Source organism: Mesorhizobium sp. B2-6-1 (assembly GCF_006440475.1).
Taxonomy (GTDB): domain Bacteria; phylum Pseudomonadota; class Alphaproteobacteria; order Rhizobiales; family Rhizobiaceae; genus Mesorhizobium.
Genome location: NZ_VFUH01000004.1, coordinates 386,733 through 400,372 on the forward strand (window position 1 = coordinate 386,733; position 13,640 = coordinate 400,372).

Below are 13,640 nucleotides of genomic sequence, written 5' to 3' on the forward strand. Positions count from 1 at the left end.
GCAGCATTGCGCAAAGCCAAAATCACGGCGGAACCGTATCCTGTCATCGAACGATTGAGTTCGACATCAAAGAGCATCGTGCGACTCGCACGCGCGGGGAATCCAATCGAGCGAAGTCGAAAATTACGGCGCTAACGGACCGTCCGTTTACCGGTGCGACGCAGGTCAGCGGCGAATGGCCAGGTGACATTCGACATCGTCTCGATACCCGACGCACTGAGCGCGGCACCGAACAGGAAGCCCTGCACGAGATCCGGTTTCACTTGCAAGGCCAGGATCTTGAGCTGCTCAAAGGTCTCGACGCCTTCGACAGTCACCGAAAGTCCAAGCGGCCGCGACAGATTGACAATGCCCTTCAGCAGCTCCAGCGAACGCTTGCTCTGGGTGACGTCCATCAAGAAGGAGCGATCGATCTTGATCTTGTCGAGCGGCAGCTTGTGCAGATAGCTCAGGCTCGAATAGCCGGTACCGAAATCGTCAAGTGCGATGCGCACACCGATCTGCTTCAGTTCCTCGATGTATTGACGTGTCAGCGACTTGTCATCGAGCAGCGCCGTTTCGGTGACCTCGATCTCCAGCCGGCCGGCGGCAAGGCCGGAGCTGGCCAGAGCGTCGCGAACCTTCTGGATGACGTCCCGGTTGCGGAAATCCTTGGCGGAGAGATTGACCGAGACGCTGGTGTGGTCCGGCCATTTGGCGCATTCGGTGCAGGCTGCCTGCAGCACGAAGGTGCTGATCTCGGAAATGATGCCCATTTCCTCCGCCAGCGGAATGAAGATGCCGGGCGAAATCGGCCCGAGGTCGGGATGGTCCCAGCGGCACAGCGCCTCGCAGCTGGCGATGCGCATCGTGCTCATCGCCACGATCGGCTGGTAGACGACGCGCAGGGCCTTGCCTTCCACCGCGCTGCGCAGATCCGCCTTCATCAGCTGGCGGTCGCGGAACGCAGCGTCCATGGCGGCCTCGAACAGCCGCCAGCCGTTCTTGCCGAGCTCCTTGGCCTTATAGAGCGCCAGGTCCGCCTTGACGATCATGGCGTCGACGTCGGTATCCCTGACCCGCGACAGCACGGCGCCGGCGCTGGCCTGGATGCGCAGCCCGTGGCCGGCGACGTCCACCTCCCCTTGCAACGCTGCAAAGATCTCGTCGATCTGAAGGGTCAGATGGCTTTCATCCTCTATACGGTCGAAGAAAACCATGAATTCGTCGCCGCCGAAGCGGCTGACGGTGATGCCTTGTCCCGCAATGGCGGCAAGACGCTCGGCCACCGCGTAGATCAATCCATCGCCGATCGGATGCCCGAGCGTGTCGTTGACACTCTTGAAATCGTCGAGGTCGAGCACGGCAAGGCCGCAGAGGCGGTCACGGTCGCCTGACGCCATCGCCTCGCCGATCAGTTCGTGGAAATAGGCGCGATTGGGCAGGCCGGTGAGATTGTCATAGCGCGCCATGAAGCGGATCTTGTCTTCCGCCTCGACGCGCGCCGTCACGTCCTCGAAGGTGATGACCCCGAGTTCCTGGCTGCCTTCGCGGGCGGAGAATTCGTAGTGCTGGCCATTGGCGAGCGAAACCAGGACCTTACGGTCGCGGCCCTCGCGCAATGCACGCGTCAGCTGGGCTTCGATGTAGCGGCAGTCCTTTGGGGCCAGCATGCCGCCCACGACGCCGCGCATCAAGAGACCATGGATTGACCGCCCAAGCAGCGCATCGGCCGATTTGAGCGACATCAGATGCGCGGCCTCGGCATTGGCGACCGCCACCCGACCGTCCGGGCCAAGCATGACGAGGCCATGCGACATGGTATTGAGCGCGCGATCGAATCTGAGCGCGAGCTTCCTCGCTTCCTTGTGGCCGATGACGGCCGAGAAAAGCACATCGCGGACGTGGTCGGCGCTGTTGATCGTGACGAAAGTCAACGGGATGATCATCAGCCCGAGAATGACCGAAGGCACATCCATGCGCAGCAAAAGTGCAAGTGCTGCCGGACCAATGAAGGTCACGGAAAAAACCCGCACCATAATGGGAGAGCCGTAGTTCCGGCCAACAACCGTCACCAAGGTCGCGATGGCCAGCGACGTCGCGGCCAGTTCGGCAAAGGGATCGGGATAGACATAGATCGATATGAAGCACAGTGCGCCCAACGTGAGGCCCTGCACGCTGCCCTTGAGGATGTAGTTGCGCTCCCACCGATGCGCCTCCTGGACGTCGGCTATTACACCGCCTGCCTTCCGGAAGGCGCGAATGCCGAAATAGCGGTAAAGGCAGATGGACAGCAGAACAAAAGAGAAAGCCAGGAACAACGGATTGTTCGTACGCAAGTAGATCATTAGCCCGAGGATCCAGTAGCACACGCCACCGATCACCAGCATGTGGGCGTTGTCGAACAACGACCGCACAAACTGGATATAAACATCCGCTGGGATGTTTTCGGTCTTTGTTCTGCCCATGTCGTCGGCCCAACGCTAGGCCTCGTCATCTCACATCCGCCTTAAGAAAGGCTTAGAACAGCGGTTTTGGGCGGCTTGCCGAAGGCGCGCAAAGCAGGACAGACTGGGAGAATTGGGCTTTAGGTAAACAAGGCCATCACTCGGCGGCCTGGAGTTCCGCCCTCGCTGACGTGCCGGACAGGCGCTCGAGCAGTCTTTGGCGCTCGCCGGCCGCCTTTTGAGCGCTGGCTTGCCGAACATGGCCGTAACCGCGGATGAGTGCCGGCACCGAGACGAGGGCCGTGGCGGCCTCGATGGTGTCCGGCGCCAGCGAGTTGGCGACGCGTTGCAGGTCGGCCTCATATTGCGCCAGCAATTGCCGCTCCATGCGCCGCTCGGCGGTGTAGCCGAACAGGTCGAATGCTGTCCCGCGCAGGCCCTTCATCGCCGCCAGCATGCGAAACCCTTTCATCATCCAGGGACCGAAGCTCGATTTCCTCGGTTTGCCGTCATTGCCGCGACGGCCCAGAACCGGCGGCGCCAGGTGGAATTCGAGTTTTTCGTAACTCTGGAACTGCTTGCCGAGTTCGGCGGCGAAGGAGCCGTCGGTATAGAGCCGCGCCACCTCGTATTCGTCCTTGATCGCCATCAGCTTGAACAGGTTCCTGGCCGCCGCTTCCGTCACGGCGCTCGAACCGGGCGCTGCCTTGGCTTCGGCCGCGCGCAGGGCAGCGATCCTGCCGGCGTAGCGCTTGCCATAGGCGGCGTTCTGATAGGCGGAAAGGAAAGCGACCCGGCGGGCAATGACTTCGTCCAGCGTCTGGGCAATGGTGGCGGCTTGGCCGTCCTTGCCCGGCTGGACGAGGCCACGCACGAAGTCCGGCTGATGCGCGGCGCGGCGGCCCCAGCGGAAGGCGGCGATGTTCATCCCCACCGCCTCGCCGTTCAATTCGATCGCCTTTTCGACGGCTTGGGCCGACAGCGGCAGACCGCCATGCTGGAAGGCGAAGCCGAGCATAAACATGTTGGCGCCCAGCGAATTGCCGAACAGGACGGTGGCTGTGCGGGTAGCGTCGAAGAAATGCGCCCTGTCGTCGCCGGCAGCAGTGCGGATCGCCTTCTTCAAGCGCTCGATGGGCAGCGAGAAATCGGCCGAGCGGGCAAACTCGCCCGGCATGATCTCGGCAGTGTTGGCGAGGAAGATGGTGTGGCCCTCGCGCACCGCGGCCAGCACCTTCTTGGCGCCCGACACGACGAGATCGCAGCCGAGCACGAGATCGGCTTTGCCGGCCGAGACACGGATGGCGTGGATGTCATCGGGCGTGCGGGCGATGCGGACATGGGTGAACACCGAACCGCCCTTCTGGGCAAGCCCGGCCATGTCGATCATGCCGCAGCCCTTGCCTTCGAGATGAGCCGCCATGCCGAGCACGGCGCCGACGGTGACGACGCCGGTGCCGCCGACGCCGTCGATGATCGCCGCCCAGCCCTGTTCGCCGAGCGGGAATTCGGCGGCTGCTGGAACGCCGTCGAGCGGATCGGTCTTGCCGGCGATGCCTTCGGCCTTGCGGATCTTGGCGCCATGCACCGTGACGAAGGACGGGCAGAAGCCATTGACGCAGGAAAAATCCTTGTTGCAGCTCGACTGGTCGATCCGGCGCTTGCGGCCGAACTCGGTCTCCACCGGCTGGATGGAGACGCAGTTCGATTGGACGCCGCAGTCGCCGCAGCCCTCGCAGACCAGTTCGTTGATGAAGACCCGCTTGTCGGGATCGGGAAAGGTTCCGCGCTTGCGACGGCGGCGCTTTTCGGCGGCACAGGTCTGGTCGTAGAGCAGGATCGAAACCCCGCTGACGCCGCGCAGCTCGCGCTGGACGAGATCGAGATCGTCGCGGTGATGGATGGTGGCGCCGGCCGGGAACTCGACCTTGCCGGCATATTTGTCGGGTTCGTCGGTGACGATGGCGATGCGCTCGATCCCTTCGGCTCGCACCTGCCTGGCGATCATGTCCACCGTCAGGCCGCCTTCATGCGGCTGGCCGCCGGTCATGGCCACCGCGTCGTTATAGAGTATCTTATAGGTGATGTTGGCGCCCGACGACAGCGCGAAGCGGATCGCCAGCGTGCCGGAGTGGTTGTAGGTGCCGTCGCCGAGATTCTGGAAAATGTGGTCGCGCTTGGAAAAGGGCGCCTGGCCGACCCACTGCGCCCCCTCGCCGCCCATCGCGGTGAAGCCGACAGTGTTCCTGTCCATCCACAGCGCCATGAAATGGCAGCCGATGCCGGCCGCGGCGATCGAGCCATCCGGCACCTTGGTCGAGGAATTGTGTGGGCAGCCGGAACAGAAGAAGGGCGTGCGGGAGCCGATGTCCGACGCGTCTGCGAGCATGGCCTGGAACTGGCGCAGCTTCGCCACCCGCGCTGAAATCTCTTCCGACGGACCGATGGTTTTCACGATCCTTTCGCCAAGGGCAATGGCGATCTCGTTTGGGTCGAGCGCGCCCTTGGCCGGAAACAGCCAGTCGCCGCGCTCGTCCTTCTTGCCGACGATGACGGGCTGCGTGGCGGTGCCGTAGAGGCTCTCGCGAAGCTGCACCTCGATCAGCGAACGCTTCTCCTCGACGACGACGATGGTGTCGAGGCCGCGCGCGAACTCGGCAATGTGCTGGAAATCGAGCGGCCAGGGGCAACCGACTTTGAACAGCCGCACGCCGATGCGGCCGGCGGCCGCCTCGTCGATGCCGATATCCTCGAGCGCCTGGCGGACGTCGAGATAGCTTTTGCCGATGGTGATGATGCCGATCCTGGGATTGCGGCCGCCCGAATAGACGACGCGGTTCAGCCCGTTGGCATGGATGAAGGCCGACGCGGCGGCGCGCTTGTACTCATGCAGCCGCTCCTCCTGGCCGAGCATGTCGATCTCGTGGCGGATGTTGAGGCCGCCGGGCGGCATGTCGAACTCGGGATTAACGATGTTCAGACGCTCGATCGAGGCATCGACCGAGGCCGTCGATTCGATGTTGTCCTTGACGCATTTGATGGCCGCCCATGTGCCGGCGAAGCGCGACATGGCAAAACCGTAGAGCCCGTAATCGATTATCTCCTGGACACCGGCCGGGTTGAGGATCGGCACCATGGCGTCGACGAACAGGAATTCGGTGGCATGCGCGTTGGTCGAGGATTCGGCCATGTGGTCGTCGCCCATCAAAGCGAGCGCACCGCCATGTTTCGACGAGCCGGCCAGATTGGCGTGGCGGAAGACGTCGCCGGAGCGGTCGACCCCCGGACCCTTGCCGTACCAAACCGAAAAAACGCCGTCATGGGTGCCTTCGCCCAGCAGTTCCGTCTGCTGCGATCCCCAGCAGGCGGTAGCGGCGAGTTCCTCGTTAAGGCCGGGCTGGAAGACGATGTCGGCCTGGGCGAGCTGTTTTTTTGCCTTCCACAGCTGCATGTCGAGGCCGCCCAGCGGCGAACCGCGATAGCCGGAGACGAAGCCGGCCGTGTTCAGGCCCGCGCGGCGGTCGCGCTCGCGCTGCATCAGCAGCATGCGGATGACCGCCTGGGCGCCGGACAGGAAGATGCGTTCCTTCCCCAGGTCGAACTTGTCGTCGAGCGCGACGTCGTGCAGCGTCATCAGGCATTTCCTCTGCGGAGGCCGCGCGGGGGCAGGCAGCCAGCGTCGGGATCGGATGACGCATCCTTTCTCCCCTTGCAAGACAGGTCAAACGAAATCGGACGTGCCAGGCAACGCGCAACGAACGATCCGCCGTCATCCCTTGCCCGGTATGAAATCGCCCCGCGAGCAATGTCCGGCGTACGAAAATTTCGCTTGCCTTTCGGCTTGGCGGCGAGCGTCAGGTGCCCTTGGAGCAGTCGGGCTTCGGCTCGCCCGGCAGCTTGCCGTCGGGGTGGCCGACGAGATCGGGATTGGCGGTGTAGAGCTGGTCAATGACGAGCGGCCGATCGGGCAGGATGGACTGGTCTTCGGTGGACATCAGCGTGGTGTCGATCTTCTGCAGGACCGCGCCGTCGGAGCCCTTGATGGCGATGGCGATCGTATAAGGCTTGTTCTTGACGACGCAGGTCAAAGCCGGGCTCTCCAGCGTCACCTTATCGAGCTTGGGCCAGACCTTCTGCTCGACCACCAACGGCGCGCCGCCGGCCGGATCCTGGAAGCTGGCGACCGCGACCTGGCCCTCTCCCATCGGGCGCAGGGGCCGCAGCGTCACGACATAGGTCGCCCTGGCAAGACGATAGTTGAAGACGAATATCTTGCCCGAAATCTCGAACAACTTGCCTTCACCGTCCTTGGCGGTGTCGCGGCAGGCGCCGAGCGCCATCGCCGCGATCAGCGCCATGCCGAGCAGGGCTGAACGAGAGCTAATCCTGGACATTGTTGACCTCATTGGCCGCCCTGCGGCGGCGATAGTGGCGGCTTGCCTTCTGGCGGTTGCCGCAGACCGCCATGTCGCACCACAGGCGGCTGGAATTGCGGCTGCGGTCGACGAACAGCCAGGTGCAGTTGGGGCAGATCCTGAGCCTGGCGACCGTGTCGTTGCGCAGCAGCGACAGGGCGGAAACCGCCAGTGCCGCTTCGAATGCGATCGGCGTTGCCGGATCGCCGAACGGCTTTCCGGGCGCTACGATCTCGGTCCGGCTGCCGGCAAGACCGTCGGCGCAGGCCCCCAGCAAGCCTGAGAGATGATCGGTGGCGACGGCGCCCCTCAACACGGCGTGGCGAAACAACCGGTCCGTCGCCTCGCGGATCGCCAGCACGACAGGCGCGATTGCTGTCGGCGCGGAGACCGCCAGCCGCCTGCCGCCAAGCTCGGCGGCGCGAAAGCCGCTGGCCGCGTCCGCGAAGCGGGCGATCTCGCGCGGATCGTCAAAACGGTCGAAGGTCCTCTCGGGATCGGCACGCAGCACGACGGTGTTCGCCGTGTCGAGCGCGAGCAGGCCGCCGGTGAAGCGGTGCGGGGTCCAGGATACCGTCATGTCCGAAATCTAACCGATAAATGGCATTTGACAAGTTAGATTCGACGATGCAAGTCTGCCCTGAAGCGGGTGTTGCCGCTCTCTGTCTGGAGCGTATCGTCGTCCCAAAACCGCTATGCGCTTTGGGCGACATGCCCCGAGGATTTTCGCATGCTGTATCTGTTCCAGCAGGTCCTGAACGGGCTGCATTCAGGCGCACTCTATGCGCTGCTGGCGTTCGGCTATGTGCTGACCAACGGCATCCTGCACCGCACCAACCTGGCCTATGGCGCGCTGTTCGCCTTTTGCGGACAGACGATGATCCTGACCGCCGCCTTCGGCTACCAGGTGCTGTGGCTGACGCTGACGGCGGCGGTGGTGCTCGGCGTCGCAGCGGCTTTCCTCTACGCCGCGCTTATCAGCTGGGTCCTGTCGCGCAGCGTCTTCGAACCGCTGGCCGACCGCTCGCCCAACGCGATCGTGGTGACCACGCTTGGCATCCTGCTGGTTTTGTCGGAAGCAAGCCGCATCGCCGCCGACACGCATGATTTGTGGCTGCCGCCTATGCTGGCGCAACCTGTCGTTTTCGCGCAGAATGCCGGCTTCAAGGCGACATTGACGCTGATCCAGCTGCTCGATTGCGCCGTGGTGCTGGGGGCGGTGGCGCTTGCGGCTTGGGGCTTTGCCCATTCGAATTTCGGCCGGCGCTGGCGCGCCGTCTCCGACGATCCCAAGGCGGCCGCCATGTGCGGCGTCGACGTGCGCGCCGTGTTCCGCCACGCAGTGCTGTTCGGTGGTTTCTGCGCCGCGCTGGCCGGCGTCATGGCCGGCCTCTATTACGGCAATGTCAGTTTCGGTTCCGGCCTCGTCTACGGGCTCAAGATCCTGTTCGTGACAGCGGTCGGCGGCTATCTCTCGCCGCCGCGGGCGGCCCTGGGCGCTGCCGCCTTCGGCATGGCCGAGTCGCTGTGGGCCGGCTATTTCCCGGTGGAATGGCGCGACGCGTGGATGTACCTGTTCCTCGTCGCCATGCTGGTGCTGATCGGCGCTGGCCGCGACCAGACCAAGATCGTGTGATCCGCATCAGACTTTGGTTGCATGACGCATGCCGTCGATAAGCTTGTTTCGGAAACGAAACGACCGCCTTAAGGCTTTGATTTTCCCCACGAACCCTGCCGGCTGCCGGTTCCGGGTTCCCAAGCCGTGCGCCGTCTGCCTGCGCTTCGTCGGCTTCCTCGTCTCACAACCGCGTTGACAGCGCCGCTCCTGTGTTGACCCGTCCTGCCACGCACGGCATACGGTTAGGCCACAGCGGCGCGGCGGAAAACAAGGGGGAGCCGTCGCGCCTCGGCCAACAGGGAGGAATGCATGGCAGGGCTTCTCGCTCTATCCAGGACGATCGACCGTGTGAACGAGTTCATCGGCAAATGGATATCGTGGTTGATCCTGCTGGCAATCCTGGTGAGCGCCGCTAACGCGACCATCCGCAAGGTGTTCGACACCTCGTCGAATGCGTGGCTGGAGCTGCAATGGTACCTGTTCGGCGCCGCCTTCATGCTGGCAGCGGCCTATACGCTGAAGCAGAACGACCATATCCGCATCGACATCGTCTATGGCCTGTTCCCGCGCCGCGTGCAGCACTGGATCGACCTTTTCGGCCATGTCTTTTTCCTGATGCCGTTCGTGACGCTGATGGTGATCTATTTCGTCCCGTATGTGTCGCTGTCGTTCCGCAGCGGCGAAATGTCGAACAATTCCGGCGGGCTGATCATCTGGCCGGCAAAGGCGATCCTGCTGGTCGGCTTCTTCCTGCTAGCGCTGCAGGGCATCTCCGAGATCATCAAGAAGATCGCCATCATGCGCGGCGACATGGACGACCCCACCCCGTTCATATCGGCGCATGAGCAGGCGGAACTCGAAGCCAAGGCACTGGCCGACGAGGTGCGCTCGTGATCGAGTTCATCGCCCAGAACATGGCGCCGATCATGTTCGCCTCGCTGGTCCTCTTCCTGCTGATCGGCTATCCCGTCGCCTTCTCGCTCGCCGCCAACGGACTTTTGTTCTTTTTCATCGGCGTGCTGGTCTCACCCTATTCGGGCGGCTCGATCAATCTCGCCTGGCCGCTGCTGCATGCGTTGCCGGATAATTTCTACGGCAGCCGGGTGATGTCGAACGACACGCTGCTGGCGATCCCTTTCTTCACCTTCATGGGCATCGTGCTCGAGCGATCGGGGATGGCGGAAGACCTGCTCGATACGATCGGCCAGCTGTTCGGGCCGATCCGCGGCGGGCTTGCCTATGCCGTGATCTTCGTCGGCGCGCTGCTGGCCGCGACGACCGGCGTGGTGGCGGCATCGGTCATCGCCATGGGGCTGATCTCGCTGCCGATCATGCTGCGCTACGGCTATGACCGCCGGCTGGCGTCCGGCGTCATCGCCGCGTCCGGAACGCTCGCCCAGATCATCCCGCCGTCGTTGGTGCTGATCGTGCTCGCCGACCAGCTCGGCCGCTCGGTCGGCGACATGTATGCGGGCGCGCTGATCCCCGGCATCGTGCTGACCAGCCTCTACATGCTCTACATCCTGATCATGACGATCGTCCGGCCGAATTCGATGCCGGCGCTGCCGCTGGAAGCACGCACGCTCGGCCATGGCGTCGTGTCGCTGCTGGTGGCGTTGCTGGCGACGGTAGCGATCTCCTACGCGGCCTACCGCTATCTCGCACCGACCCATGGCGACAATGCCGACATCCTCGGCGCCAGCATCGGAGTGGCCGTGATCTATATCGTTGCGATCGCCGATCAGCGCCTGAAAATCAACATGATGTCGCGGCTGGCGCAGCAGGTCGTGATCGTGCTGATCCCGCCATTGGCGTTGATCTTCCTGGTGCTGGGCACCATTTTCCTTGGCATCGCCACTCCAACCGAGGGCGGCGCCATGGGCGCTGTCGGCGCGCTGGCGATGGCGGCGATCAAAGGCCGGCTGTCGCTCGACGTGGTCAGGCAGGCGCTCGCTTCGACGACAAGGCTGTCGTCCTTCGTGCTGTTCATCCTGATCGGCGCGCGCGTCTTCTCCCTCACCTTCTACGGCGTCAACGGCCACATCTGGGTCGAGCATCTCTTGACCTCGCTGCCGGGCGGCGAGGTCGGCTTCCTGATCGGCGTCAACATCCTGGTCTTCGTGCTTGCCTTCTTCCTCGATTTCTTCGAACTGGCCTTCATCATCGTGCCGTTGCTGGCACCGGCCGCCGACAAGCTCGGCATCGACCTGATCTGGTTCGGCGTGCTTCTGGGCGTCAACATGCAGACCAGCTTCATGCATCCACCCTTCGGCTTCGCGCTGTTCTACCTGCGCTCGGTCGCCGCCCGGGTGCCCTATCTCGACCGCTTGACCGGCAAGCAGATCGCGCCGGTGACCACGGGCCAGATCTATTGGGGCGCCGTGCCGTTCGTCTGCATCCAGGTGATCATGATCGGGCTCACCATCGCCTTCCCGCAAATGGTGATGCACTACAAGGGCACAGCGGTCGATTCCGGCACGATCGACTATACGGTGCCGGAGGTGCCGGGACTGACGCCGCTCGGCACGCCGCCGGCCGGGAGCGGAACCGCACCCGCCACTCGCGCCCCGCCGCCCGCCGCGCCTGCCGCGCCCGACCTGTCGCAACCGCCGAACTTCGGCGACACGGCGCCCGCCAAACCGGCGGCACCACAGCCGGATCTGTCGCAGCCGCCGAATTTCAACTGATGCCGGAGGTCGCAAAACCATGAAAGCGGTACGGCTGGAAGCGGTTGGCAGCATCACGCTGCGCGAGGTCGCCGAGCCGGTTCCCGGGCCTGACGATCTGCTGGTGCGCATCGAGGCCTGCGGCGTCTGCGGCACGGACCGGCATCTCTTCCACGGCGAGTTTCCCTGCCGGCCGCCGGTAACGCCCGGACATGAGTTCTCCGGCATCGTCGAGGCAATGGGACATTCCGTGAGCGGCTTCTCGATCGGCGACCGCGTCACCGGCGATCCCAACATCGCCTGCGGACGCTGCCGCCATTGCCATGCCGGCCGCATCAATTTGTGCAGCAATCTCAATGCCATCGGCATCCATCGCGACGGCGGCTTCGCCGACTACGTCGTGTTGCCGCAGAAACAGGCCTTCATCCTGCCCGCGGACTTGAAGCCGACGCACGGCGCCTTCTGCGAGCCTCTCGGCTGCTGCCTGCATGGCGTGGATCTGGCCGAGATCAAGCCCGGCTCCTCGGTCGCCATACTTGGCGGCGGCGTGATCGGCCTGCTCACAGTGCAACTGGCAAGGCTTGCAGGGGCGACGACCATCATCCTGTCGACGCGACAGGCATCACGGCGCGCACTGGCCGAGGAGCTCGGCGCGACGGCAACGGTCGACGCAAGCGCCGCCGACGTCATCGATGCCATCTCCGGGCCAGCGGGACTGGTGCCCGGCGGTGTCGACGTGGTGCTCGAATGTGCCGGTGTCCAGGAAACGGTCGAGCAGTCGCTGCGGCTGGCGAGGGCCGGCGGTACGGTCGTCATTGTCGGCGTGGTGCCGCAAGGCATGAAGGCGGCGTTCGAGCCCTTCGATCTTCTGTTTCGCGAGTTGAAGGTCCTCGGCTCCTTCCTCAACCCCTACACGCACCGCCGCGCCGCCGAGCTGATCGCTTCGGGCGCGATCGAGATCGACCGGCTGATCTCCAGGCAGGTGCCGCTGGAAGAGGCCGCCGCGGTAATCGCCAACCCGCCTGCCGCCGGCGAGGTCAAGGTGGTGGTGGTGCCGGACCGAGGCTGAGTGCCGCTGTCGCTTCGAACCCGTTCGACCCCCGGCCCTGCGGCGCAAGTTTCGACGCCTTCGACTATCGATGTTTCCAGCACCGACGCCCAACGAATAAACCCCGGACTACCGAGTCCGGGGTCTTCGAAATAAGGCAGAAAAACCTTACAGCTTGCCGTTGCGCTGCTGGACCATCATGAAGGTGTCGTAATTGTACTCGGCCACCTGCGCCCAGAGATAGTGCTCCTTACGGAAGCCCTTGATCGAGTCCCAGATCTTCTTGAACGGCGCGTTCGAGGCTTCCATTTCGGCGTAGACCTCATTGGCCTTCTCGAAGCAGGCGGACATGATCTCCTGGCTGAACGGACGCAGTTTGGCGCCGCCGGCCACCAGCCGCTTCACCGCCGCAGGATTGAGATAGTCGTATTTCTGCAGCATGTTGGCATCGGCGGCTTGCGCGGCGGTATGCAGCAGCGACTTGTAAGTCGGCGAAAGTTCTTCGTATTTCGCCTTGTTGAACATCAGGTGGACGGTCGGGCCGCCTTCCCACCAGCCTGGATAATAGTAGTAGGGCGCGACCTTGTAGAAGCCGAGCTTCTCGTCGTCATAGGGGCCGACCCATTCGGCTGCGTCGATGGTGCCCTTTTCAAGCGCCGGGTAGATGTCGCCGCCGGCGATCTGCTGCGGCACGACGCCGAGCTTCTGCACAACCTTGCCGGCGAAGCCGCCGATGCGCATCTTGAGGCCGGAAAGGTCGGCCACCGTGTTGATCTCCTTGCGGAACCAGCCGCCCATCTGCACGCCGGTATTGCCGCCAGGCAGGCCGAACAAGCCTTGCGTGGCGAGAAATTCGTTGAACAGGTCGATGCCGCCGCCATGATAGTGCCAGGCATTCATGCCGCGCGCGTTGAGCGAGAACGGAACCGCCGCGCCCAGCGCCCAGGTCGGATCCTTGCCCCAGTAATAATATGCCACCGTGTGGCAGGCCTCGACCGTGCCGGCGGTCGTGGCGTCGGCCGCCTGAAGGCCGGGCACCAGTTCGCCAGCGGCGAAGACCTGGATCTGGAAATTGCCGTCGGTGGCTTCCGAAAGCATCTTTGAGAAGACCTCGGCGCCGCCATAGATCGTGTCGAGCGATTTGGGAAAGGACGACGCCAGCCGCCAGGTCACCTTTGGATTGGACTGGGCTATGGCCGGCGCGGCGAGCGTGGCGGCGGCCGCGGCGGCGCCAACGCCGGTCGTCCCGGCCTTGCGGATGAATGAACGACGATCCATGAAGTCCTCCCTTTTGGATCAACAAACCGACGTGCGGCGCATGCTCGATGTCCCGCACGGCTGGGCGAAACAATACACGGGCAAGGAGTCGAGTCCAGCGTGGCGGCCTGATTTGACGGCGTGTGCGCAGGGCCTTGCAACTATAGTCTAACGGGCCGTTTGGTGGCCCATCCGACAGACCGAAACTTG

General features: G+C 63.9%; 9 protein-coding genes. 4 read left to right on the top strand and 5 right to left on the bottom strand.

Features of this window, described 5'->3' with window-relative positions:
- Window positions 1-131: 131 nt before the first annotated feature.
- From FJ443_RS12210 to FJ443_RS12225, 4 genes are all read right to left on the bottom strand, one after another.
- Complete coding sequence (locus FJ443_RS12210) at window positions 132-2,447, bottom strand: EAL domain-containing protein (RefSeq protein WP_140664196.1); 2,316 nt, start codon at window positions 2,445-2,447, stop codon at window positions 132-134.
- A 136-nt stretch (window positions 2,448-2,583) separates the two neighbouring features.
- A complete protein-coding gene (locus FJ443_RS12215; protein ID WP_140664198.1) occupies window positions 2,584-6,060 on the bottom strand; it encodes an indolepyruvate ferredoxin oxidoreductase family protein in 3,477 nt (1,158 codons plus the stop codon).
- A 220-nt stretch (window positions 6,061-6,280) separates the two neighbouring features.
- The gene (locus FJ443_RS12220; RefSeq protein WP_140558751.1) at window positions 6,281-6,832 is read right to left on the bottom strand and encodes a hypothetical protein; all 552 of its coding nucleotides are present in this window, start codon (window positions 6,830-6,832) and stop codon (window positions 6,281-6,283) included.
- Window positions 6,807-7,421, bottom strand: a complete 615-nt coding sequence (locus FJ443_RS12225; RefSeq protein ID WP_140567812.1) for a CGNR zinc finger domain-containing protein — start codon at window positions 7,419-7,421, stop codon at window positions 6,807-6,809. The genes FJ443_RS12220 and FJ443_RS12225 overlap by 26 nt, the downstream gene beginning before the upstream one ends.
- Before the next feature lie 150 nt (window positions 7,422-7,571).
- Here FJ443_RS12225 and FJ443_RS12230 point away from each other — a divergent pair, with 150 nt between their 5' ends.
- The 4 genes from FJ443_RS12230 to FJ443_RS12245 all read left to right on the top strand — a co-directional run bounded on the left by FJ443_RS12230 (window position 7,572) and on the right by FJ443_RS12245 (window position 12,194).
- On the top strand, window positions 7,572-8,477 hold the full coding sequence (locus FJ443_RS12230; protein ID WP_140558753.1) for a branched-chain amino acid ABC transporter permease: 906 nt from the start codon (window positions 7,572-7,574) through the stop codon (window positions 8,475-8,477).
- A gap of 291 nt (window positions 8,478-8,768) precedes the next feature.
- The gene (locus FJ443_RS12235) at window positions 8,769-9,353 is read left to right on the top strand and encodes a TRAP transporter small permease subunit (protein WP_140501131.1); all 585 of its coding nucleotides are present in this window, start codon (window positions 8,769-8,771) and stop codon (window positions 9,351-9,353) included.
- The gene (locus FJ443_RS12240; RefSeq protein WP_181168458.1) at window positions 9,350-11,146 is read left to right on the top strand and encodes a TRAP transporter large permease subunit; all 1,797 of its coding nucleotides are present in this window, start codon (window positions 9,350-9,352) and stop codon (window positions 11,144-11,146) included. Before FJ443_RS12235 ends, FJ443_RS12240 begins: the two co-directional genes overlap by 4 nt.
- 19 nt (window positions 11,147-11,165) lie before the next feature.
- Window positions 11,166-12,194, top strand: coding sequence for a zinc-dependent alcohol dehydrogenase family protein (locus FJ443_RS12245; protein WP_140512844.1), 1,029 nt, complete (start codon window positions 11,166-11,168; stop codon window positions 12,192-12,194).
- Window positions 12,195-12,341: 147 nt separating this feature from the next.
- Here the strand turns inward: FJ443_RS12245 and FJ443_RS12250 are convergent, their stop codons facing one another.
- Window positions 12,342-13,451, bottom strand: coding sequence for a TRAP transporter substrate-binding protein (locus tag FJ443_RS12250; protein ID WP_140501135.1), 1,110 nt, complete (start codon window positions 13,449-13,451; stop codon window positions 12,342-12,344).
- Between the last annotated feature and the right edge of the window lie 189 nt (window positions 13,452-13,640).

Excerpts from the sequence above, each read along its gene's own strand:
- FJ443_RS12250 (WP_140501135.1), bottom strand. The coding sequence starts at position 13,451 with ATGGATCGTCGTTCATTCATCCGCAAGGCCGGGACGACCGGCGTTGGC.
- FJ443_RS12230 (WP_140558753.1), top strand. The coding sequence starts at position 7,572 with ATGCTGTATCTGTTCCAGCAGGTCCTGAACGGGCTGCATTCAGGCGCA.
- FJ443_RS12210 (WP_140664196.1), bottom strand. The coding sequence starts at position 2,447 with ATGGGCAGAACAAAGACCGAAAACATCCCAGCGGATGTTTATATCCAG.
- FJ443_RS12235 (WP_140501131.1), top strand. The coding sequence starts at position 8,769 with ATGGCAGGGCTTCTCGCTCTATCCAGGACGATCGACCGTGTGAACGAG.
- FJ443_RS12245 (WP_140512844.1), top strand. The coding sequence starts at position 11,166 with ATGAAAGCGGTACGGCTGGAAGCGGTTGGCAGCATCACGCTGCGCGAG.
- FJ443_RS12215 (WP_140664198.1), bottom strand. The coding sequence starts at position 6,060 with ATGACGCTGCACGACGTCGCGCTCGACGACAAGTTCGACCTGGGGAAG.
- FJ443_RS12225 (WP_140567812.1), bottom strand. The coding sequence starts at position 7,421 with ATGACGGTATCCTGGACCCCGCACCGCTTCACCGGCGGCCTGCTCGCG.
- FJ443_RS12220 (WP_140558751.1), bottom strand. The coding sequence starts at position 6,832 with ATGAGGTCAACAATGTCCAGGATTAGCTCTCGTTCAGCCCTGCTCGGC.